The organism is Janthinobacterium foliorum (assembly GCF_978021625.1).
In genome coordinates, this window is the sequence record NZ_CDXDQE010000001.1 from 415,712 (window position 1) to 436,546 (window position 20,835).

Here is a 20,835-nt window from a genome sequence, read left to right on the forward strand (position 1 = left end):
GCAATACCATCGCAGGCACCTGCGCGGCGCGGCCGGGAAGCGCACCGCACTTGAATGCGGGGGCGCCGGGCCGGTGAGCATCGCCGGCCCTGCCCCGCCGCCCGCAGCAGGTTTGCTCAGGTATTAATGGATAGGATGGGTGCGGAAGTGATCGCCGTCTTCGCCTTCATCTTCATCGTCGCCATGATCATGGCCGTGTGCGCCATGCACGTGGCCATGGGCGATTTCTTCTTCGGTGGCTTCGCGCACGTCAGCGACGGTCAGCGAAAAGCGCAGCGCGATGCCGGCCAGTGGATGGTTGCCATCCAGAACGACTTTGTCGTCGGCGATATCGGTCACCGTGAAGATCATCGCTTCTTCGTCCGGCGAATCGCTTTCCGGCATGCCTTCAAACTGCATGCCCACTTCCAGCGGCTCAGGCAGGCGATTGCGCGGCTCGACCTTGACCAGGGCTGGATCGTATTCACCGAAAGCATCGTCCGGTTCGATCTGGATCGTGTTGGAATAGCCAACTTCCTTGCCATCGAGCTCTTCTTCGATCTTCGGCAGGGTGTTTTCATAATCGCCGTGCAGGTAAACCATCGGCTGGCGGCCATCTTCGATCAGATTGTCTTGCGCGTCTGACAGTTTGTAGTTGACAGTCACGACCGTATTCTTGGCAATCTTCATTATGCTTCCTTTCATTGTATAAGCTGGCAAATTATACCTTCACGCCGCCAACGGCAGGCGCATTCCTGCATTTCCGGTTGTTATAATGGGCGCATGAAAACATTAACTCTCCTCGGCGATATCACGCCAGCGCAATTCCTGCGCGACTACTGGCATAAAAAACCCCTGCTGATCCGCCAGGCAGTGCCCGGCTTCAAGGCCCTGTTCGATTTCAAGGCCCTGGCCGAACTGGCCAAGCTGGACCACGTGGAATCGCGCCTGGTCAGCCATGCCGATGGCCACTGGAACATGCAGCAAGGTCCGCTGACCAGCCTGCCCTCGCCAAAACAGAAGGAATGGACCCTGCTGGTGCAGGGCGCCAACCTGCACAGCGCCAAGGCCGATGAGCTGCTGCGCCAGTTCCGTTTCCTGCCAGACGCGCGCCTGGATGACCTGATGGTCAGCTTCGCCACCGACGGCGGCGGCGTGGGCCCGCATTTCGATTCCTATGACGTGTTCCTGCTGCAAGGCCAGGGCAAGCGCCACTGGCGCATCGGCGCGCAGAAGGATCTGAGCCTGATCGACGGCTTGCCGCTGAAGATACTCAGCAACTTCACGCCCGACGAGGAATTCACGCTGGAACCGGGCGACATGCTGTACCTGCCGCCCCACTACGCGCACGACGGCGTGGCCATCGGCGATTGCCAGACGTATTCGATCGGTTTCCGTTCGCCATCGTTCCAGGAACTGGGCGAAGCCTTTTTGCAATTCATGGCCGATTCGATCGACTTGCCGGGCATCTACAGCGATCCTGACTTGAAAGCCTCTGCCAAGCCAGCCGAGATTCCGCGCGAAATGCTCAGCACCATCACGGAAGAACTGAACAAGGTACGCTTCACGGAAGAAGACGTGACCATTTTCCTGGGTGAACACCTGTCTGAGCCAAAACACAATGTGTTCTTTACGCCACTGTCGAAGCCCTTGACGGTGGGCCGTTTCACGGACGCCGCACAGAAGAAAGGTGTTGTGTTGTCGCGCAAGACCTTGATGCTGTATCGTGGCAAGAATGTCTTCATCAATGGCGAGTCGTTTGCCATTGGCAGGGCCGACAAAGCGGCCCTGGAAACCCTGGCCAATGAACGCGCGCTCGACGGCGCCGCAGTGGCCAAGGCGTCCGATGACGTGATGGATGCGTTATATACGTGGTATCAGGATGGCTGGATCGAACTGGCCTGAATGAGCGTCGCTGAGGTGGAAGTGGTATTACCGCGGCAAGGATAAAACCTTCTGCGCTGGCGCAATAAAACATATTATATTTATATCGTTTTGTCGCGCTTTCGCAAAACACTTACACTTGCTTGCAATTTGCCTCGGCAATTATTGCGATATCACAAAATAGTTGCGTTTTTGCCTCTTGCTCCTATTGCGACGCACCAAAAATCGCTATAATATTCGGTTAGGAAGTTTCCGTTGTCTGGCAGGCACCACCTGGTACGAAAAGCCTTCGAAGACGACCTAACGAGCGATAATTACCGGTAATTATTCATCGCAACAATGTTGATTTATTTTTTGAAATAATTAAGGAAAACAAATGAAAAAATCCCTGCTGATCGCCTCCCTGATGGTTGTTGCTCTGGCTGCTTGCAGCAAAAAAGAAGAAGCTCCTGCACCAGCACCAGTAGTTGAAACCCCAGCACCAGCACCAGCAGTTGAAGCTGCTCCAGCTGCTGCTGCTGACGCTGCTGCTTCGGCCGCTACCGACGCTGCTGCTGCTGCTTCGGCTGCCGCTTCGGCCGCTACCGACGCTGCTTCGGCTGCTTCGGCTGCTGCATCGGCTGCTAAGTAATTTAGCACCCTGCACGAGAGAAAGCCGGCCTTCGGGCCGGCTTTTTTATTGGGCAGACGCCCAAGCAAACCTGCTGCGCGCTGCGCTTTGCGGCCTGCAATGCTCTCCGGCCCGGCGCCCTTGTACCCAAGTACGGTTGCGCCCCTTGGCCACGCATCGCCGGTGCACGCCACGGTTTTGCTGAACGTTGCTGCGTCCAGGTGCATGCACAATAAAAAAGGCTGACCCGGTTTCCCGGGCCAGCCTTTTTTAATGCGCGCCAGGTTTGACGACCTGCCGCCATCACCCTGCTTATTTCAACTGATCGTTCAGCAGCCCCAGGATCTTCTCGGCCACTGGCGAGACATCCGGCTGGCCTTCGTTGCTGAGGATGCTGACCAGGCTGGTCGAACCATTGCCGGCCTTGACGAGGACGCGATAGCGCTGCGCTTCCTTGTCCTTGTCGGAGGACGAACCCCAGCTGAACAGTTTCGAGAAGAAACCGTCTTTTTTGGTGACATCGGGATCGACGTAACGCACGAAATACGTGCCCTGCGTGCGGTCGCGGTCTTCCACGGTGAAGCCGACCCGGTCCAGGGCCAGGCCGACACGGCGCCAGGCGCGGTCGAAACCTTCGTCGACTTCGATGGCGCGCGCCGGCGTGGCGGCATCGCCCACCAGCTTGGCGTGCAGCGGCTGCACGATGGCGCCATCGACGGCCGTTTTCGCTTGCGCGTCGTCGCTGGCCGCGCCCAGGCGCGTCATCAGCTTGGCCAGGAATTGCGCTTCCAGGCCAGGATCGTTGGGACGCGCCGTCCAGGTGGTGGTTTCCTTGTCGCGGCCCGTGACCACCTCTTCCACGCCACGGTGGCTGATGTAGATTTCGGTCGAACCGTCCGCCAGGCGCTCCACGCGGGTACGGAACTTGTCTTTCTCGCCCGTCGAGTACATCGAATCGAAGGCCTTGCCGATGGTGTTGCGGATAAAGTCTTGCGGCAGCTTGGCGCGGTTCTCGTTCCACTCGGTTTCCATGATGCCCGCCGTCGGCTGATCCACGGCGATGGTGAAGCCGGAATCTTCCCAGAACTGCTTCAGTTGCGGCCACAGCACTTCAGGCGACTGCTTGACCACCAGCCAGCGCTGGTTGCCCGCGCGCTCGACCTTGACGCCGCCCGCCGTGACCGGCACCACGCCCACCACGCCATCGGCACCGACGACGACGGGCGTGCCCGCCGTGGCGTTGCGCTGGGCGTTGTAGCCGGAAGCCGTGGCCACGCCGTTTTTCGCATCCGGCAGCGAGTAGCGGTTGTCCTGTTGCAATTGCGTCAGGTCAGGCGGCACGTCCAGGGTGCTGGCTTTCTTGACCGACTTGTAGTCGACCTTGTCGCCACCGACCACCGAACTGATCATGCCGCAGCCCGCGAGGCTGGCTGCGACGGCGCCGATGACGATGCCGCGGACGGCGATGGTGGCAGGCGCCGGTTGGGTTTTCTTGCAATTAGTCATGTCGTAACTGGATAAGAAGCTAAGTAGCAGCTGAAATCAGGGAAGGTCCGGACTGGGTGAGTCCGGGCTTAAAGTCCGGCCTTAGGACAGGACGCCGGCGTCGCGCAAGGCGTCACGCACGGTACCATGGCAATTTTCAGCCAGCGGCACCAGTGGCAGGCGTATGCCGGCAGGCATCAGGCCCATCTCGGCCAGCGCCCATTTGACGGGCACCGGGTTGGGCTCGACAAACAATTTCTGGTGCAGCGGGAAGACTTTATTATTGATGGCAATGGCCGTGGCACGCTCGCCGGCCATCGCCGCCACGCACAGTTCGTGCATGGCGCGCGGCGCGACGTTGGCGGTCACGGAAATGTTGCCGTGGCCACCACAGAACATCAGCGCCATGGCGGTCGGATCATCGCCCGAGTACACGGCGAAGTCGGCTGGCACCAGACGCAGCAGGTCGATGCCGCGGCCGATATTGCCCGTCGCATCTTTCACGCCCACGATATTCGGAATGGCCGACAGGCGCACGATGGTTTCGTTGCTCATGTCGGCAACCGTGCGGCCCGGCACGTTGTACAGGATCACGGGAATGTCGACGGCTTCGGCGATGGCCTTGAAGTGCTGGTACATGCCTTCCTGGGTAGGACGGTTGTAGTACGGCACCACTTGCAAGACAGCATCCGCGCCCGCGTCTTTCGCGTAACGGGTCAGCTTGATGGCTTCGGCCGTGGAGTTGCCACCGGCGCCGGCGATGATAGGAATGCGTCCCTTGGCGTGCTCGACGGTCAACTGGATCAGTTCGCAGTGTTCTTCCACGCTCACAGTTGCCGATTCGCCCGTGGTGCCAACGATGACGATGCCGTCCGTCCCCTCGGCGATATGCCAGTCGATCAGCTTGCGCAGACCTGGAAAGTCCAGACTGCCGTCCGCGTGCATCGGGGTGACGATTGCTACAATGCTGCCCTTGATCATAGTAAGTTTATAGCGCCGATAAATAAAACAACGATTGTAGCGGATAGCCCGCGCCTGTGGTGCATTCTGACTTAGAAAGCCCGTTCAAAACGTCGGCAGCAGGGCTGCCAACCGTGGAAAATCTGGCCGGACAGCACAAATTCGTTGCACCAGAGCAGCTTTTGGCTGTTCCACGCGCCCATCTTCATACGCCACCACGCGCAAGCCGTGCTCGAGCGCCCAGGCCAGCATCTCGCCTTCCTTCAGCAGGAATTTCGGATTTGACGGCTTGCCGAACTGCTCATTGCCTTCAGCAAAGGTTTCATACAGCAGCACGCCATCGGGCGCCAGGCTGGCGATCATCGCTTCCAGCAAGGGACGGTGCAGATAATTCGTCACGACGATGCCGGCAAAGCGCCCGGCCGCGAACGGCCACACGGCGCCCGGCGCCTCCAGGTCCACCAGCGAGGTGACGATGCCGGGACCGGCCGCCTTTTCCAGCATTTCCGGATCATGGTCGAGCGCAATGACCGGATGGCCCAGCGTGACCAGGTGGCGCGCATGGCGGCCGCTGCCGCAGGCCAGATCCAGCACTTCGCCGCCCGGTATCAGGGGCGCCCAGCGGCGCAGCCAGCCGGAAATCGTTTCAGTCTCTACTACTTGTTCAGTTACTTGCATCGGTACGTCCATCAGTTATGTGCGTGCATCGGGTTGCGGGCATCAGGTCAATATGGCGGTCAGCGGCGTGACCAGCGTGACAAAAATGCCAATGACAAATTCGATCGCCGCCAGCAGGACGCGGTTCAGGATACCCGTGTACATCAGCAGCACCAGCGCGCCGAACACGTACAGGCCATAGCGCTCGATGCTGGCATACGGCCGCGCCAGTTGCATGGGCAGCAAGCCCGTCATGATGCGCCCGCCATCGAGCGGCGGCACGGGAATCAGGTTGAAGACGAACATGGCGGCATTAACGCTGACGCCGGCGCCGGCCATCTTGCGGAAAAACATGCCCATTTCCGTCGGCGGCATGACGCTGAGCACGACGAAGGCAATCATCCAGCCCAGGCCCATGACGAAATTGGCGCCCGGTCCGGCAAATGCCACCCAGGCCATCTGCTTCTTCGGATTGCGCAGGCGGCCGAAATCGACGGGCACCGGCTTGGCATAGCCGAACGGCACCTGGATCGTAAAATACAGTATCAAGGGCAGCAAGATCGTGCCGAACGGATCGATGTGCCGGATCGGATTCAGGCTCAGCCGGCCCTCGTTCGAGGCCGTGGGATCGCCGAAATAACGGGCGGCATAGCCATGCGCCGCCTCATGCAGGGAAATGGCAAACAGCACCGGTATCAGGTACACCGCAACGGTCTGGACTATCGTATTGAAATCGCTCATGACCGCGATTCTACCAGAGGCACCGGAGCCTCTTTCTTATGTTGCCATTAAGAACACCTGTGAAAACCCGCTGCGCGCCGCCATTTGCGCCCTGCGATGCGCGCGGGCCTGGCGCCCCCCCACAGTACGCTTGCGCTTGCTGGCCACAACCCGCATCCGCGCGCCACGGCTTTTTCAGGCGTTGTAAAAACAGGTAAATGCCGTCGCCTACAGGCCCAGCACGGCCGGGTCGCCGCGGCCCACGCGCACCACTTCCGGCTCCGGTCCCGTCAAGTCGATCACCGTGCTGGGGCCGTGCGCGCAGACGCCGCCATCGATGATCAGGTCGACGAGCTTTTCCAGGCGTTCGCGGATGGTGTCCGCATCCGTCAGGCTCTCTTCGTCGCCCGGCAGGGTCAAGGTCGCGCCCAGCAGCGGCTGGCCCAGCTCTTCCAGCAGGCATTGCACGATGCGGTGCTGCGGCACGCGCAGGCCGATGGTCTTGCGCGACGGATGGCTGAGGCGGCGCGGCACTTCCTTCGTCGCTTCCAGGATGAAGGTGTAGGCGCCCGGCGTGGCCGCCTTGAGCAGGCGGAACTGGCGGTTGTCGACCCGCGCATACACGCCCAGTTCGCTCAAGTCGCGGCACAGCAAGGTCAGATGATGCTTTTCATCCACGCCGCGGATGCGGCGCAGGCGCTCGACGGCGCCCTTGTCGTCGAGCTGGCAGACCAGCGCGTAGCAGGAATCCGTGGGCAAGGCCACGACGCCGCCGGACTGGATGATCTGCGCCGCCTGCTTGATCAGGCGCAATTGCGGATTGTCGGGGTGAATCTGGAAAAATTGACTCATTTTATGCGTTCTTAATGATGGACATTGATTGTCATTATTGCACGCCGCGCAGCGCGGCGATGCGCTGCTCGATCGGCGGATGCGTGGCGAACAGCGCGCCCCAGCCGCCATTGCCGCCGCTGATGCCCAGCGCCTGCATCGATTGCGGCAGCTCGCCCGGCGGCACGCCGCCCAGGCGGGCCAGCGCATGCATCATCGGCGTCGGGCTGCCCAGCAGCTTGGCCGAACCGGCATCGGCGCGGAATTCGCGCTGGCGCGAGAACCAGGCCACGATGATGGACGCGAGCAGGCCGAAGATCACTTCGCACACCATCACGGTCACGAAGTAGCCGATGCCGCGCCCGCCGCCTTCGCGGTTGTTATTTTTCAGCAGCACGTTGTCGACAAAGAAGCCCACCACCCGCGCCATGAAGACGACAAAGGTGTTGACCACGCCCTGGATCAGGGTCAGGGTCACCATGTCGCCATTGGCAACGTGGGCGATTTCATGGCCCAGCACGGCTTCGACTTCGTCGCGGTTCATGCTTTGCAGCAAGCCCGTCGAGACGGCAACCAGCGCCGAATTTTTAAAGGCGCCCGTGGCAAACGCGTTCGCGTCGCCCTCGTAGACAGCCACTTCCGGCATGCCGATGCCGGCCCGCTCGGACAGGGCGCGCACGGTATTGACCAGCCACAATTCGGTCGACGAGGTGGGGTTGTCGATGACGCGCGCGCCCGTGCTCCACTTGGCCATGGGTTTGCTGATCAGCAGCGAAAAGATCGACCCCGTGAAGCCCACCACCAGCGAAAACACCAGCAGGCTGCCCAGGTTCAGGGTGCTGCCGCGCGCCGGATTGCCCACGCCCAGCAAGCTGAGGACGAGCGACAGCACCAGCATCACGGCCAGGTTGGTTGCAATAAAGAGAACGATACGTTTCATGGGCGATGGCTCCAGGTGACTATATATGACAAGAATAACGAAAAGATAAGTACAGGCAGGCGCATTTTCAAGCCGCCATGGCGAAATGGCGACACTCCGGCGCATCGGCAGCCAGGAAAATCGTCGCGAGCGGATGTGAATTGTGGCCGAGAAGCGCAGCTGTGCTAAAGCACAGTGAGCATCGCAGGCCGCAAGTCGCGCCGCGCAGCAGATTTTCCTGGCTGCAAGCTAGAACCAGTCGTGCCAGATGGGCGTGACGTTCGCTGGCAATGGCGGCAGCATGGCAAAATCCACGCGCGACTCGCCCGGCGCATGGAAATCCGTGCCGCGCGAGGCGAGGAAGCCGTAAGCGTTGGCCAGCTGCGCGTATTCCGGGTACTGGTCCGGACTGTGGCTGCCCGTGACGACTTCGATGGCCACGCCGCCGAGTTGCTTGAATTCATCGAACAGCACGCCTTGCGCCATGTCGCTGAAGCGGTAGCGGCCCGGATGGGCGATGACGGCCACGCCGCCGGCGCCGCGTATCCAGCCCACGGCTTCGGCCAGGGTGGCCCAGCGGTGCTCGACATAGCCAGGCTTGCCTTCGGACAGGTATTTCTTGAATACGTCGGGGATGTTCGCGCATTTCCCCGTTTCCACGATGTAGCGCGCGAAGTGCGTGCGCGACATCAGGTCCGGGTTGCCGACGAATTTCAGCGCCCCTTCATAGGCGTCGGGAATGCCGGCCAGGTCCAGCTGGCGGGCGATCTCGCGGCCGCGCGCGTCGCGCCCGGAGCGCGTCCGGTGCAAGCCTTGCACCAGCCCAGGATTGGCTTCATCGACTTGCAGGCCGACGATGTGCACGGTTTCGCCGGCCCAGGTGATGGAAATCTCCACGCCGGCCACGAAGCGCATGCCCAGATCCAGCGCGGCCGAACGCGCGGCGGCGATGCCCGACACTTCATCGTGGTCCGTCAGCGCCCATACGTCCACGCCAGCCTTGCGTGCGTGCGCGGCCACGGCGGCGGGCGACAGTACGCCGTCGGAAATATTCGAATGACAATGCAGGTCAACTTTAAGCATGTGAAAACAATACCCTGCAAGGGTTCACCATGGAAGAAGTTTTCATTGTACGCTGCTTGTCAAATGAGGAAGTCGCGTTAGCGCTACAGTTGCGCTCGCGCTAGTCTGCGCCTGGCTGCAGCAGGAAGGCTTCCACCAGGCGCGCCAGTGCCTGCGGCTGGTCGTGGTGCAGCATGTGGCCCGCGTCCTGCATCATTTCGCAACGCACATCCTTGATGCAGGCCAGGCGGCGGTCGATCTCGATGCGCGCCTGCTCCATCGGCCCCATCCATTGCCACATATTCGTCTCAACAGCTTCCACCCACAGCACGGGCGCCGTGATGCGGCGCCAGCAGGCCATGACTTCTTCCACCTGGTAGAGGATGGGATTGACGCGCTTGTGCTGCGGATCGCCCATGATGTCCCACTCGCCCGCCTCGTTCTGCGCCGACCAGTGTTCGGCCAGGAAGGCGGCGCGCTCGTCTGGCAGGCGCGGATTGGTCTTTTGCAGGCGCTCGGCCACGGCGCGCTGCGTGGGATAGCTGCGCATGACGGGCGGCTCGCGCAATTCGTCCAGCCACTTGGCGTAGCGGCCGGGCGCCTGCTCCGGCCTGGTCGCCATCATGCCGAAGCCTTCCAGGTTGATAAACGTGGCGATGCGTTCGGGACGCACGCCCGCGTACAGGCCCGCCACGTTGGCGCCCATGCTGTGGCCCAGCAGGTTGACGGGCGCGTCCGGCGAGTAGTGCAGCAGCATGGCGTCCAGGTCGGCCAGGTAATCGGGGAACCAGTAGGTGTCGGACTGCGTGTAGTCGCTCAGGCCAAAGCCGCGCCAGTCGGGCGCGATCACGTGCCAGTCGCCCTGCAACTCGTCGACGACGAACTGGAAAGAGGCGGCCACGTCCATCCAGCCATGTACCATGAACAGGATGGGCGCGCCGTCGCGGCCCCAGTGGCGCACGTGCGTGCGGGCGCCGCGGATGCTGATGAATTCGGAACGGGAAAGTTTCATGGGTTTCATCTCATTGCCTGCCTTGAAAGTGGCGCGGATGGCGCCACATGCTGTGTCTGTAGAGAGTGCGAGTATAAAAGTACGACCGTTCGATAATTATACCGGATTGACGGTCGGCGCTCGGACTTGCCTTGCAACAGCGTAAAATAGCGCAAAACTTCCGCGTCCGGCCCTGCCCGGCGCCTCCACCACCGCCACAGGCTAACGATGACACTCTACCAATTGGGCGCCGATGCGCCACAGATTGATGCTTCCGCTTTTGTCGCCGACACGGCCAACGTGATCGGCAAGGTGACATTGGCAGCGAACAGCTCCGTGTGGTTCGGCGCCACCATTCGCGGCGACAACGAACGCATCACCGTGGGCGCCAACAGCAATGTGCAGGAAGGCGCCGTGCTGCACACGGACCCCGGCTACCCGCTCGACATCGGCCAGAACGTGACCATCGGCCACCAGGCGATGTTGCACGGATGCACGATTGGCGACGGCGCCCTGATCGGCATCCAGGCCGTGATCCTGAACGGCGCGAAGATCGGCAGGAACTGCCTCGTCGGCGCGGGTGCGCTGGTCACGGAAGGCAAGGAATTTCCCGACAATATGCTGATTCTCGGCTCACCGGCGAAAGCCGTGCGGACCCTGACGGCAGACGATATCACCAGGCTACAAGGCAACGCCGTCAATTATGTGCAACGCGGCCAGCTATTTAATACGCAACTCAAGAAGATTGGATAAAAGAATGACGACTGAAACCACGGGCGCCGTCAGCGCTGCCGCCACCGGCCAGGATACCCTGCAAAAATTTATTTTCGACAATGCCGCCGTGCGCGGCCAGTTCATCGACGTTTCCCACACCTGGCAGGAAGTGGTGTCGCGCCACGCCTACCCGCTGGCCGTGAAAAAAGTGCTGGGCGAAATGGTGGCCGCCGCCGCCCTGCTGTCGGCCAACCTGAAATTCAACGGCTCCATCATCATGCAGATCCACGGTGACGGTCCCGTGCGCCTGATGGTGGTCGAATGCGATTCGGACCTGCGCCTGCGCGCCACCGCCAAGCTGGACCCGGACGCCACCATCCCCGACGTGGCCACCGTGCCGCAACTGCTCAATGCCACGGGCAAGGGCCGCTTCATCATCACCCTGGACCCGGCCGACAAGGTGCCGGGCCAGCAGCCATACCAGGGCATCGTGCCGCTGGATGGCGACGACATGGCGACCGTGATCGAAAACTACATGCTGCGCTCGGAACAGCTGGACACGCGCCTGTGGCTGGCCACGGACGACACCGTCTCGCGCGGCCTGCTGCTGCAAAAGCTGCCGCACCATGGCGGCAAGGCCGAAGCGACGCCCGTCTCGGAAGAAGATGCGCTCGACACGTGGAACCGCGCCGTGATGCTGGCGTCGACCCTGAAAGAGGAAGAAATCCTCGCCACCGACATCGACACCCTGATGCAGCGTTTGTTCTGGGAAGAAACCATCCGCGTCTTCGACCCGCTGCACCCGAGCTTCCATTGCACCTGCACGCGCGAAAAAGTGGGCAATATGCTCAAGATGCTGGGCGAGGAAGAAGTCAACAGCACCCTGGAAGAAGTGGGGCAAGTGGGCGTGAACTGCGATTTCTGCGGCCAGCACTATGAGTTCGACAAGGTCGATTGCGCGCAACTGTTCATCACGGATGCGCCGGCCGAAGTCTTGATTCCGCCGGCGGCAAGTATCAACTAAGACCAACGTTGCATAGCGAAACATTACAGTTTCGCAATCAATCGTCCGCGCCGCCCCTGAGGCGGCGCATTTGTATCTGCTGTCATCGTCCCGTCACCAATTCGTCATCAGCCCGTCACGCGCCGCCGTTACGCTGCGCAGCTTGTATTACTTCCAATACTTTCCACAGGCTGATGATGAACTCCCACTTGAAGCTGGCCCTGCGCCGCCATTCCTTCCACGTCTTGCTGGGCGCTTGCGCCGCTGGCCTCTCCTTGCCGGCACTGGCGCAAACGGCCGTGGCCGCCGCCGTGGCGTCCGCCGCCACCGACATGGCCGCGCCTGGCGCCGACGACAATGCGCCGATGGCCACCGTGGAGATTTCCTCGCGCAAGACGCGCTCTTCCGTCGCCCTGAGCAAGAATGAAATCCAGAAAATCCTGCCCGGCACGAATCCTTTGAAGGCCCTGCAAACCTTGCCTGGCGTCAGCTTCCAGACGGCCGACCCATGGGGCAACAATGAGCAAAACCTGTCGCTGTTCGTGCATGGCTTTTCCGGCCAGCAACTGGGCTACACCATGGATGGCGTGCCGCTGGGCGACCAGCAGTACGGCAATTACAACGGCCTGTCGCCGCAGCGCGCCGTCATCAGCGAAAACGTGCGCAGCGTGGTGCTGTCGTCGGGCGCGGGCGACCTGGCCACGGCCTCGACCAGCAACCTGGGCGGCACCATCGAAACCTATTCCAGCGACCCGCTGGCCACGCAGGGCGCCAGCGTGCAGCAGACCGTGGGCAGCCACCGCACCTCGCGCACCTTCGCCCGCTACGACACGGGCGCCTTTGGCGACGGCAGCAGCGCGTACGTTTCCATCCTGCACCATGAAGCGCGCGCCTGGGACTTCGATGCGCGCCAGGGCGGCGACCAGGTCAATGCCAAATACGTCAACCGCAGCGACGCGGGCAAGCTGACCCTGTTCTTCAACTACTCGGACAAGATCGAGCCGAACGAGGACAGCACCGTGCACGTGGCCGGCGAGACCAGCGCGCCCTATACGCGCCCCTTCCTGTATCCGGACTTCAAGGCGGCTCTCAATTACCTGTCGCCAACGGGCGCCACGCCTGCCGCCGACGGCAACAATTACCGCAATTACTACAGCGATGCGCAGCGCACCGACTACCTGGCCTACGCCAAGTTCGACGCCAACCTGGCCGAAGGCACGACGTGGTCGAACCAGGTGTATTACCACAAGGATGACGGCGCCGGCGTGGTGGCTGGCCCCATCGGCGTGGCCGGCTTGCCGGGCCTGTTCAGCGTGTACTACCCCAACCAGAACCTGAAACAGGTGTTCGGCAACTCGGGCTATGCCGTGCGCACGACGGAATACGACATCAAGCGCGGCGGCCTGATTTCCACCTTGCGCAAGGAAATCGGCGAACACCAGCTCGAGATGGGCCTGTGGCTGGAACAGAATCGCTCGTCGGCCTACCGCCGCTGGTATGCGCTGGACGTGAACAAGCCGACGTCGCCCTACGACCGCCCCAGCAATCCGCTGATCACCCAGTACGGCAGCGAGATCGACAACAAGGTGGTGCAGCTGCACTTGCAGGATGAATGGCGCATCCGTCCCGATATCGCCCTGCAGGCCGGCTTCAAGTCCAGCCTGCAGTTCGCCGATGGCCAGTTCCCCGTGCAGCCGGCCAAGGGCGCCATTTCCGGCGGCTCGACGGCCTTGCCAGTTGGCACCATCAACACGAAAAAATGGTTCCTGCCGCAAGTGGGCGCGCGCTGGGATGTCACGCCGCAAGACCAGCTGTACTTCAATATCCAGAAAAACATGCGCCAGTTCGTTACCTACGGCGGCGGCGGCGCGTCGCCGTGGAGCTTGTCGAGCCAGGCCGCTTTTGATTTGTTCAAGCGCGACGCCAAGCCGGAAACGGCACTTACCTATGAAGTGGGCGTGCGCGGCAGCCACCCCTTGAACCTGGGCGCCATCACGGCCATCGATGGCCAGGTGAACGTCTACCACGTCGATTTCAGCAACCGCTTGCTGCAGATCAGCCCGACGCCGGTGATTTCCTCCATCATTGGCGGCAACCCCGTGCTGGCCAACGTGGGCAGCGTGCGCACGGACGGCATCGACATCGCCGGTACCGTGCACTTTGGCAACAATTTCTCGTTCTACAATGCCCTGTCGTACAACCGCTCGCAGTACGCGGACAATTACAGCAATGGCGCCGCGCTGGTGCTGACGGCGGGCAAGAACGTGCCGGGTTCGCCGGAATGGCTGAACAAGTTCGTGGCCTCGGCCACCTTTGGCGATGTGGAATTCCAGCTGATCGGAGACTATGTGGGCAAGCGCTACGCGACGTACACCAACGATTTGTCCGTCCCCAGCTATTTCCTGATGGGCCTGGGCGTGTCGGGCAAGCTGCCGGCCATGGCCAGCTGGCTGAAAAACCCCCGCTGGAGAGTCAACGTCAGCAACCTGGCCAACCGCGAGGGAGCATTGAACGTGGTGGTGGGTGCGGCCGACAAGACGTATAACACCTTCCCCATCGCCCCGCGCCAGGGCTTCCTCACCTTGACGGCGGAGTTCTGATGCGCGCGCCGCATCTCGCCCCGGTGTTGCCGCAGCGCCATTTTTCTCGCCGCAACTTCGTCCAGGCGGCCGTCGGCGGCCTGGCCCTGGCGGCCGCGCCCGGCTTTGCCGCCGGCCTGCTGGCCACGCCACCGTCGCGTCCGCTGGTCTTCGCCCACCGGGGCGCCAGCGCCCTGCGCCCCGAGCACACGCTGGCGTCGTATGCCAAGGCCATCCTCGACGGCGCCGATTACGTGGAGCCGGACCTGGTCGCCACGCGCGACGGCATCCTGGTGGCGCGCCATGAAAGCAACCTGGTCGACACCACCGACGTGGCGCGCCGTCCCGAGTTCGCCGGCCGGCGCGGCAAGAAAATGGTCGACGGCGAATGGCACGAAGGCTGGTTCGTCGACGATTTCACCCTGGCGGAACTGAAGACGCTGCGCGCCGTCGAACGGCTGCCCAAGGTACGCACGGGCAACACCTTATACGATGGACAATTCCAGATCCCCACCTGGGAAGAAATCATCGATTTTGTTGCAGCGCAATCAGCCGCCAGCGGCCGCATCATCGGCCTGGTGCCGGAGCTGAAAAGCTCCACGTATTTCCGCGATACGGGCCTGGCGCTGGAAGACCGTTTCCTCTCGACCATGCTGGCGCACGAGTACACGCGCCGCGCGCCCATCGAGATCCAGTCCTTCGAAGTAGCCAATTTAAAATACCTGCGCGAGAAGCTGGGACGGCGCGCCAACGTGCGCCTGATGCAGCTGGTGGTGGGCGGCGACGTGCGCCCCATGGACGTGGCCAAGGCCGGCGGCAAGCTGACGTTTGGACAGATGACGACGCCGGCCGGCCTGCGCGACATCGCCGCCTACGCGGACGTGGTGGCGCCGCCCACGCGGGGCGTCATCCCGCTGGGCGCCGACCAGCGCCTGGCGCCGCCCTCGTCCATCGTCGACGATGCGCACCAGGCGGGCTTGCTGCTGCACACCTGGACCTTCCGCCCGGAAAACCGCTTCCTGGCGGCCGATTTCCGCGACGGCAATGGCGAAAACGCGCGCAACGAAGCCGGGTCCGTGGCGGAAATGCGCCGCTACATCGAGACGGGACTGGACGGCTTTTTCAGCGACGATCCCGGTCTGGGACGCATGGCCGCAGGATAAACATTTCGTAACAAATTCTTTTTCAGGGCGTGGCCGTTGGCTACGCCCTTATTATTCGTTTCTTGAATTACTGAAATTGGAATTTGGAATTAGACATATATCGCCGACTCCATTATTGTGCAATGCAACAACAGACCATACATGGAGGGCATATGTCCACTTTTACCAACACTTACCACAACGACGACAATTATTTCAGCAACCTTGGCCGCGCCACGCGCGCCTTCCTGGGCGCCCTGCTCGCGTCCAAGCCTTACAGCGAACTGGCACAGAAGGAAGTCATCGCCACGGACACCGGCAGCACCGACGAGCGCCATGTGCGTCCCAGCCAGCGCGATTTCGCCCTGCTGAACTCGGAAGCGAACCGCTACGAAAAGCTGATGCCGAACTTGGCCGCCGAGCTGCGCTTCCTGGCCTCGCGCGGTTAAAAAAACGCCCAGGGCGGCGTTGCCTGCGCCTCGCCGTACCTGCGTACTGTCTTCGGCTTGGCGCCTGGCACTGGGCGTTTTTTTAGGCCAACTGAAAGCCCCGACCAGGATGGCGTTGCCTGCGCCTTGCCGTACGTGCGTACTGTCTTCGGCTTGGCGCCTGGCCCTGGACGTTTTTTTAAGCCAACGGAACACCCGGCCAAGGCGGCGTTGCCTGCGCCTCGCCGTACCTACGTACTGTCTTCGGCTTGGCGCCTGGCCCTGGACGTTTTTTTAAGCCAACGGAACACCCGGCCAAGGCGGCGTTGCCTGCGCCTTGCCGTACGTGCGTACTGTCTTCGGCTTGGCGCCTGGCCCTGGACGTTTTTTTAGGCCGACTAAACACCTGGCCCTGGACGTTTTTTGCGTCAATGGCTCTCAAAACACTACTTAAATTAAATACAAGGAAATATCATGATGTTACTCGAATCCGGCCTGGTGGTCGTTGCTGTCGCCGTTACCGCTATCCGCTTTTACCTGATCACGACGGGCAAGGGCGAACGCTAAGCGGCAAGGCGGTCACGCAGCAAACACGGCAGTGGCCGTGCAGCAGTAGAAGTACAGCAGTAGCAGGAACATACTTGGCCAGCCGCGCAGCAGTGCGGCGCGCGGCCGGGGATGACAGGTCAGCCTGGCAATCGGTCCAGGCTGGCAAGGGGAAATGAAGTTGTTTAGTGTGGCGCAGCAGCGTCCACCGGCGTTTCCAGCAGTGGCGGGGTCTGGCCCTTGCGCACGATCTGCACGAAAATCTCATTCTGTTTGACCATGCCCAGCTCATAGCGGGCACGCTCCTCGACGGCGCCCGTACCATCCTTCAGGTCGCGCACTTCGGATTCGAGCTTGGCGTTGCGCGCCTTCAATTCCACGTTTTTCTTGTTGGCCACCGCCACTTGGGCTTCCATGTCGGCAACACGCAGCCAGCCGCCTTTGCCCAGCCAGAGGGGAAATTGGATCAACAGCAGCAGGGCTGCCAGGGCGAGCGTAATCAGGCGCATGGGGCATTCAGTTAAAAAACCGGCCGGAACATCTCCGGCCGGCCAGTGGGTTTTACAACAGCTTACTTCAGATTATAGAACGCATCGCGTCCTGGATAGCTGGCGATGTCGCCCAGGTCTTCCTCGATGCGCAGCAGCTGGTTGTATTTGGCCATGCGGTCCGAACGCGACATCGAGCCCGTCTTGATCTGCAGGGCGTTGGTGGCCACGGCGATATCGGCGATGGTCGAGTCTTCCGTTTCGCCCGAGCGGTGCGAAATGACGGCGGTGTAGCCGGCGCGCTTGGCCATTTCGATGGCGGCGAACGTTTCCGTCAGGGTGCCGATCTGGTTGATCTTGATCAGGATCGAGTTGGCGATGCCTTTCGCGATGCCTTCTTTCAGGATCTTGGTGTTGGTGACATACAGGTCGTCGCCGACCAGTTGCACTTTCTTGCCCAGTTCCGCCGTCAGAATCGCCCAGCCATCCCAGTCGCCTTCGTGCATGGCGTCTTCGATCGAGATGATCGGGTACTTGTCGCACCAGGTCGCCAGCAGGTTGGTGAACTCGGTGGCCGTCAGGCTCAGGCCCTCGCCTTCCATTTCATACTTGCCGTTCTTGTAGAACTCGGACGCGGCGCAATCGAGGCCGATGGCGATCTGCGTGCCTGGCTCGTAGCCAGCTTCTTCGATGGCCTGGATGATCAGCTTGATGGCTTCTTCGTGGTTCGCCAGCGATGGCGCGAAACCGCCTTCGTCGCCCACGTTGGTGTTCAGGCCCTTCTTGTGCAGGATCTTTTTCAGCGTGTGGAACACTTCCGCGCCGTAGCGGACGGCTTCCTTGAACGACGGGGCGCCCACGGGAATGATCATGAATTCCTGGATGTCCAGGTTGTTGTCGGCGTGCGCGCCGCCGTTGATGACGTTCATCATCGGCACGGGCATCTGCATGGCGCCCGAACCGCCGAAATAACGGTACAGCGGCAAGCCCGCTTCTTCGGCGGCAGCCTTGGCCACGGCCATGGAGACGGCCAGGATGGCGTTGGCGCCGAGGCGCGATTTGTTTTCCGTGCCGTCCAGGTCGATCAGGGTACGGTCCAGGAAAGCCTGTTCATTGGCGTCCAGGCCCATGATGGCTTCGGAGATTTCGGTATTGATGTTTTCGCATGCCTGCAGCACGCCCTTGCCGAAGTAACGCTTGGCATCGCCATCGCGCAATTCCACGGCTTCGCGCGAACCGGTCGAGGCACCCGACGGCACGGCCGCGCGGCCCATCACGCCCGATTCCAGCAACACGTCGCATTCGACGGTAGGGTTGCCGCGCGAGTCCAGGATCTCGCGACCGATAATATCAACAATAGCACTCATGTCATTCTCCAAAGTTAAGCGTAACAGGGGCTGCACACTGCGTTCTGATGCGCAATTGCACAAAGGGGGCAAAGAAACTCCCGGCGGAGACGATCAGGCCGGGAGCTGTCTTACGGGTAATACTGTCGCGATCGACCCGCGTTATTCAGCGACGGCGTTGGCTTCCTTGTGCGCCAGCGCTGCCTTGATGAACGAGGTAAACAACGGGTGGCCGGTGCGTGGCGTCGACTTGAACTCGGGATGGTATTGCACGCCCATATACCATGGGTGGGCGTTTTCACCCGTGCGTGGCAATTCCATGATTTCGCACAAATCTTCGCTAGGCGTACGGGCCGAGACGATCAGGCCAGCCGCTTCGACACGGGCCAGGTAGTGATTGTTGGCTTCGTAGCGATGGCGGTGACGCTCGGTCACCACGCTGCCGTAGATCTCGGCGGCGAGGGTGCCCGGATTGACGGCGCAGGTCTGCGCGCCCAGGCGCATGGTACCGCCCAGGTCCGAGTTTTCATCGCGCAACTCGACTTTACCATCGTGGTTTTGCCACTCATTGATCAGTGCAACGACAGGTTGATCCGTATCAAGGTCGAACTCGGTCGAATTCGCGTTCGGCATGCCTGCCTTGTTGCGCGCGTACTCGATCAGGGCCACTTGCATGCCCAGGCAGATGCCCAGGTAAGGGATCTTGTTTTCACGGGCGAACTGGGCGGCCTTGATCTTGCCTTCCACGCCGCGCTTGCCGAAGCCGCCCGGCACCAGGATGGCATCGTACTTGGCCAGGCCGTCGCAGCCCGTCGTTTCGATTTCTTCCGAATCGATGTACTCGATGTTGACGCGGCTTTCCGTGTGGATGCCGGCGTGGCGCAGCGCTTCGATCAGCGACTTGTACGATTCCGTCAGTTCGACGTATTTGCCGACCATGCCGACGGTCACTTCCGCCTTCGGATGTTCCATCGTGTAGATCAGCTTGCTCCAGATCGACAGGTCGGCCGGCGCAGGATCGAGGTCCAGCGCGTCGCAGATGATCTTGTCGAGGCCCTGGTCATGCAGCATTTGCGGCACTTTATAGATGGTGTCGACGTCCCACACGGAGATGACGGCGTCTTCCTCGATGTTCGAGAACAGCGAGATTTTCGCGCGCTCGTCTTCCGGAATGGCGCGGTCGGCGCGGCACAGCAGCGCGTTTGGCAAGATGCCGATTTCGCGCAGCTTTTGCACCGAGTGCTGGGTCGGCTTGGTTTTCAGTTCACCGGCCGAGGCGATGTAGGGCACCAGGGTCAGATGGACGAACGCCGTGTTCTTGCGGCCGGCGCGCAGGCTCAGCTGACGTGCCGCTTCCAGGAAGGGCAGCGATTCGATATCGCCGACGGTGCCGCCGATTTCGCACAGGGCCACGTCGTAGCCTTCGGCGCCACGGCGGATGTAATCCTGGATTTCATTGGTGATGTGCGGAATCACCTGCACGGTCTTGCCCAGATATTCGCCCCGGCGTTCCTTGCGGATCACCGATTCATAGATCTGGCCAGTGGTGAAGTTATTCACCTTTTTCATGCGGGTGGAGATGAAGCGCTCGTAGTGACCGAGGTCGAGGTCGGTTTCGGCCCCGTCGTCGGTGACGAATACTTCACCGTGTTGCATAGGGCTCATCGTGCCAGGATCGACGTTGATATACGGGTCGAGCTTGAGCATGGTGACTTTAAGGCCGCGCGATTCGAGGATCGCGGCGAGAGAGGCGGCGGCAATCCCTTTTCCAAGGGAAGACACAACGCCACCAGTGACGAAGACAAATTTGGTCATTGCAGATGGTGCCGAACGGCACGTGCGGGAAATTGAAATTATACACTAAAGCCCGCCTGCGTCGCCCCCCGCGCGAGGAAATTTGCGCCAAATGCCGACTATCCATCCCTCTCCTGCGGTCTACGCACAACAAAATTGCGCAATGGCAATAATTGAAATATTTCCAATTCCATACTTTGTGTGGGCGAGCGAACAGACCCTGCCGCATCCTGGCCGCAGACTGGGATTTTTCAACAGGAGGTCCATCATGAGCTACGAAGAACGCGACGCCTACGGCATGTATGTCAACCGCGGCCACAAAGGCCCCGGCCCTGAACTGATGGGTGCGGACACCCTGATCGGCGACCATGTGCACAACGCCAAGGACGAGCATCTGGGCGAAATCAAGGAAATCATGATCGACATGCGCAGCGGCAAAATCGCCTACGCCGTCATGTCGCACGGCGGAGTCTTTACCATCGGCGAAAAGCTGTTCGCCGTGCCTTGGGAAGCGCTGCTGCTCGACACCGTCAACAAGCGCTTCACCCTCAACGTCGACAAGGAACGCATCGAAAACGCGCCCGGCTTCGACACGGATAACTGGCCGAACATGGCCGATACCACGTGGGTGAACTCGATCCATAGTTACTACGGAACCACACCACGCTGATAACACCTGACAAAACTTACTGCGCGG

Annotated in this window: 20 protein-coding genes; 8 read left to right on the forward strand and 12 right to left on the reverse strand. The window is 61.3% G+C overall.

The window, feature by feature from the left end; genetic code table 11:
• Nucleotides 1–123: 123 nt before the first annotated feature.
• Nucleotides 124–669, reverse strand: a complete 546-nt coding sequence (locus tag ACZ92H_RS01860; RefSeq protein WP_131371097.1) for an FKBP-type peptidyl-prolyl cis-trans isomerase — start codon at nucleotides 667–669, stop codon at nucleotides 124–126.
• Between the two features lie 93 nt (nucleotides 670–762).
• Here ACZ92H_RS01860 and ACZ92H_RS01865 point away from each other — a divergent pair, with 93 nt between their 5' ends.
• Together ACZ92H_RS01865 and ACZ92H_RS01870 are read left to right on the forward strand one after the other, a co-directional pair.
• On the forward strand, nucleotides 763–1,884 hold the full coding sequence (locus ACZ92H_RS01865) for a cupin domain-containing protein (RefSeq protein ID WP_092795510.1): 1,122 nt from the start codon (nucleotides 763–765) through the stop codon (nucleotides 1,882–1,884).
• Between the two features lie 355 nt (nucleotides 1,885–2,239).
• Nucleotides 2,240–2,494, forward strand: coding sequence for a hypothetical protein (locus tag ACZ92H_RS01870; protein WP_034783358.1), 255 nt, complete (start codon nucleotides 2,240–2,242; stop codon nucleotides 2,492–2,494).
• A gap of 291 nt (nucleotides 2,495–2,785) precedes the next feature.
• On the opposite strand, the gene bamC is transcribed toward ACZ92H_RS01870, so the two are convergent.
• The 8 genes from bamC to ACZ92H_RS01910 form a co-directional block, all read right to left on the reverse strand.
• On the reverse strand, nucleotides 2,786–3,979 hold the full coding sequence (bamC, locus tag ACZ92H_RS01875) for an NlpB/DapX family lipoprotein (protein ID WP_131371103.1): 1,194 nt from the start codon (nucleotides 3,977–3,979) through the stop codon (nucleotides 2,786–2,788).
• 81 nt (nucleotides 3,980–4,060) lie between these two features.
• Nucleotides 4,061–4,939, reverse strand: coding sequence for a 4-hydroxy-tetrahydrodipicolinate synthase (dapA, locus tag ACZ92H_RS01880; protein ID WP_131371106.1), 879 nt, complete (start codon nucleotides 4,937–4,939; stop codon nucleotides 4,061–4,063).
• Nucleotides 4,940–5,023: 84 nt separating this feature from the next.
• The gene (locus ACZ92H_RS01885; protein ID WP_465048208.1) at nucleotides 5,024–5,596 is read right to left on the reverse strand and encodes a class I SAM-dependent methyltransferase; all 573 of its coding nucleotides are present in this window, start codon (nucleotides 5,594–5,596) and stop codon (nucleotides 5,024–5,026) included.
• A 42-nt stretch (nucleotides 5,597–5,638) separates the two neighbouring features.
• Complete coding sequence (locus tag ACZ92H_RS01890; protein ID WP_131371112.1) at nucleotides 5,639–6,316, reverse strand: site-2 protease family protein; 678 nt, start codon at nucleotides 6,314–6,316, stop codon at nucleotides 5,639–5,641.
• Between the two features lie 207 nt (nucleotides 6,317–6,523).
• Complete coding sequence (locus tag ACZ92H_RS01895; protein WP_046685844.1) at nucleotides 6,524–7,147, reverse strand: L-threonylcarbamoyladenylate synthase; 624 nt, start codon at nucleotides 7,145–7,147, stop codon at nucleotides 6,524–6,526.
• 34 nt (nucleotides 7,148–7,181) lie between these two features.
• Nucleotides 7,182–8,066, reverse strand: a complete 885-nt coding sequence (htpX, locus tag ACZ92H_RS01900; RefSeq protein ID WP_070303511.1) for a protease HtpX — start codon at nucleotides 8,064–8,066, stop codon at nucleotides 7,182–7,184.
• A 228-nt stretch (nucleotides 8,067–8,294) separates the two neighbouring features.
• On the reverse strand, nucleotides 8,295–9,128 hold the full coding sequence (locus ACZ92H_RS01905; protein ID WP_131371115.1) for a 3',5'-nucleoside bisphosphate phosphatase: 834 nt from the start codon (nucleotides 9,126–9,128) through the stop codon (nucleotides 8,295–8,297).
• Nucleotides 9,129–9,228: 100 nt separating this feature from the next.
• Entirely contained in the window at nucleotides 9,229–10,119 is an 891-nt protein-coding gene (locus tag ACZ92H_RS01910) for an alpha/beta fold hydrolase (protein WP_465048207.1), read from the reverse strand.
• Between the two features lie 207 nt (nucleotides 10,120–10,326).
• On the opposite strand from ACZ92H_RS01910, the gene ACZ92H_RS01915 reads away from it, so the two are divergent.
• The 5 genes from ACZ92H_RS01915 to ACZ92H_RS01935 all read left to right on the forward strand — a co-directional run bounded on the left by ACZ92H_RS01915 (nucleotide 10,327) and on the right by ACZ92H_RS01935 (nucleotide 15,985).
• Nucleotides 10,327–10,851 (forward strand): gamma carbonic anhydrase family protein, encoded by a 525-nt coding sequence (locus tag ACZ92H_RS01915; RefSeq protein WP_131371121.1) that lies wholly within the window; start codon nucleotides 10,327–10,329, stop codon nucleotides 10,849–10,851.
• 4 nt (nucleotides 10,852–10,855) lie between these two features.
• Nucleotides 10,856–11,836, forward strand: coding sequence for an Hsp33 family molecular chaperone HslO (gene hslO / locus ACZ92H_RS01920; RefSeq protein WP_131371124.1), 981 nt, complete (start codon nucleotides 10,856–10,858; stop codon nucleotides 11,834–11,836).
• A gap of 173 nt (nucleotides 11,837–12,009) precedes the next feature.
• Entirely contained in the window at nucleotides 12,010–14,415 is a 2,406-nt protein-coding gene (locus ACZ92H_RS01925) for a TonB-dependent receptor (protein WP_465048206.1), read from the forward strand.
• A 23-nt stretch (nucleotides 14,416–14,438) separates the two neighbouring features.
• Entirely contained in the window at nucleotides 14,439–15,557 is a 1,119-nt protein-coding gene (locus ACZ92H_RS01930; protein WP_465048460.1) for a glycerophosphodiester phosphodiesterase, read from the forward strand.
• Nucleotides 15,558–15,709: 152 nt separating this feature from the next.
• The gene (locus tag ACZ92H_RS01935) at nucleotides 15,710–15,985 is read left to right on the forward strand and encodes a hypothetical protein (RefSeq protein WP_131371130.1); all 276 of its coding nucleotides are present in this window, start codon (nucleotides 15,710–15,712) and stop codon (nucleotides 15,983–15,985) included.
• A gap of 710 nt (nucleotides 15,986–16,695) precedes the next feature.
• Here the strand turns inward: ACZ92H_RS01935 and ftsB are convergent.
• The 3 genes from ftsB to ACZ92H_RS01950 form a co-directional block, all read right to left on the reverse strand.
• Nucleotides 16,696–17,019: a cell division protein FtsB gene (gene ftsB / locus ACZ92H_RS01940; protein ID WP_010400534.1), complete on the reverse strand. Its 324-nt coding sequence runs from the start codon at nucleotides 17,017–17,019 to the stop codon at nucleotides 16,696–16,698.
• 62 nt (nucleotides 17,020–17,081) lie between these two features.
• Entirely contained in the window at nucleotides 17,082–18,365 is a 1,284-nt protein-coding gene (gene eno / locus ACZ92H_RS01945) for a phosphopyruvate hydratase (RefSeq protein ID WP_131371132.1), read from the reverse strand.
• Between the two features lie 141 nt (nucleotides 18,366–18,506).
• A complete protein-coding gene (locus ACZ92H_RS01950; RefSeq protein ID WP_131371135.1) occupies nucleotides 18,507–20,159 on the reverse strand; it encodes a CTP synthase in 1,653 nt (550 codons plus the stop codon).
• A gap of 247 nt (nucleotides 20,160–20,406) precedes the next feature.
• Here ACZ92H_RS01950 and ACZ92H_RS01955 point away from each other — a divergent pair, with 247 nt between their 5' ends.
• Nucleotides 20,407–20,808, forward strand: a complete 402-nt coding sequence (locus ACZ92H_RS01955) for a PRC-barrel domain-containing protein (RefSeq protein WP_070260375.1) — start codon at nucleotides 20,407–20,409, stop codon at nucleotides 20,806–20,808.
• Nucleotides 20,809–20,835 lie beyond the last annotated feature (27 nt).

What these genes read in the sequence shown, in the direction of transcription:
- ftsB (WP_010400534.1), bottom strand. Translation starts at nt 17,019, where the DNA reads ATGCGCCTGATTACGCTCGCCCTGGCAGCCCTGCTGCTGTTGATCCAA.
- ACZ92H_RS01870 (WP_034783358.1), top strand. Translation starts at nt 2,240, where the DNA reads ATGAAAAAATCCCTGCTGATCGCCTCCCTGATGGTTGTTGCTCTGGCT.
- ACZ92H_RS01915 (WP_131371121.1), top strand. Translation starts at nt 10,327, where the DNA reads ATGACACTCTACCAATTGGGCGCCGATGCGCCACAGATTGATGCTTCC.
- ACZ92H_RS01950 (WP_131371135.1), bottom strand. Translation starts at nt 20,159, where the DNA reads ATGACCAAATTTGTCTTCGTCACTGGTGGCGTTGTGTCTTCCCTTGGA.
- ACZ92H_RS01860 (WP_131371097.1), bottom strand. Translation starts at nt 669, where the DNA reads ATGAAGATTGCCAAGAATACGGTCGTGACTGTCAACTACAAACTGTCA.
- ACZ92H_RS01935 (WP_131371130.1), top strand. Translation starts at nt 15,710, where the DNA reads ATGTCCACTTTTACCAACACTTACCACAACGACGACAATTATTTCAGC.
- eno (WP_131371132.1), bottom strand. Translation starts at nt 18,365, where the DNA reads ATGAGTGCTATTGTTGATATTATCGGTCGCGAGATCCTGGACTCGCGC.
- dapA (WP_131371106.1), bottom strand. Translation starts at nt 4,939, where the DNA reads ATGATCAAGGGCAGCATTGTAGCAATCGTCACCCCGATGCACGCGGAC.
- hslO (WP_131371124.1), top strand. Translation starts at nt 10,856, where the DNA reads ATGACGACTGAAACCACGGGCGCCGTCAGCGCTGCCGCCACCGGCCAG.
- ACZ92H_RS01910 (WP_465048207.1), bottom strand. Translation starts at nt 10,119, where the DNA reads ATGAAACTTTCCCGTTCCGAATTCATCAGCATCCGCGGCGCCCGCACG.
- ACZ92H_RS01865 (WP_092795510.1), top strand. Translation starts at nt 763, where the DNA reads ATGAAAACATTAACTCTCCTCGGCGATATCACGCCAGCGCAATTCCTG.
- ACZ92H_RS01895 (WP_046685844.1), bottom strand. Translation starts at nt 7,147, where the DNA reads ATGAGTCAATTTTTCCAGATTCACCCCGACAATCCGCAATTGCGCCTG.
- ACZ92H_RS01955 (WP_070260375.1), top strand. Translation starts at nt 20,407, where the DNA reads ATGAGCTACGAAGAACGCGACGCCTACGGCATGTATGTCAACCGCGGC.
- ACZ92H_RS01905 (WP_131371115.1), bottom strand. Translation starts at nt 9,128, where the DNA reads ATGCTTAAAGTTGACCTGCATTGTCATTCGAATATTTCCGACGGCGTA.
- ACZ92H_RS01925 (WP_465048206.1), top strand. Translation starts at nt 12,010, where the DNA reads ATGATGAACTCCCACTTGAAGCTGGCCCTGCGCCGCCATTCCTTCCAC.
- htpX (WP_070303511.1), bottom strand. Translation starts at nt 8,066, where the DNA reads ATGAAACGTATCGTTCTCTTTATTGCAACCAACCTGGCCGTGATGCTG.
- bamC (WP_131371103.1), bottom strand. Translation starts at nt 3,979, where the DNA reads ATGACTAATTGCAAGAAAACCCAACCGGCGCCTGCCACCATCGCCGTC.
- ACZ92H_RS01890 (WP_131371112.1), bottom strand. Translation starts at nt 6,316, where the DNA reads ATGAGCGATTTCAATACGATAGTCCAGACCGTTGCGGTGTACCTGATA.
- ACZ92H_RS01885 (WP_465048208.1), bottom strand. Translation starts at nt 5,596, where the DNA reads ATGCAAGTAACTGAACAAGTAGTAGAGACTGAAACGATTTCCGGCTGG.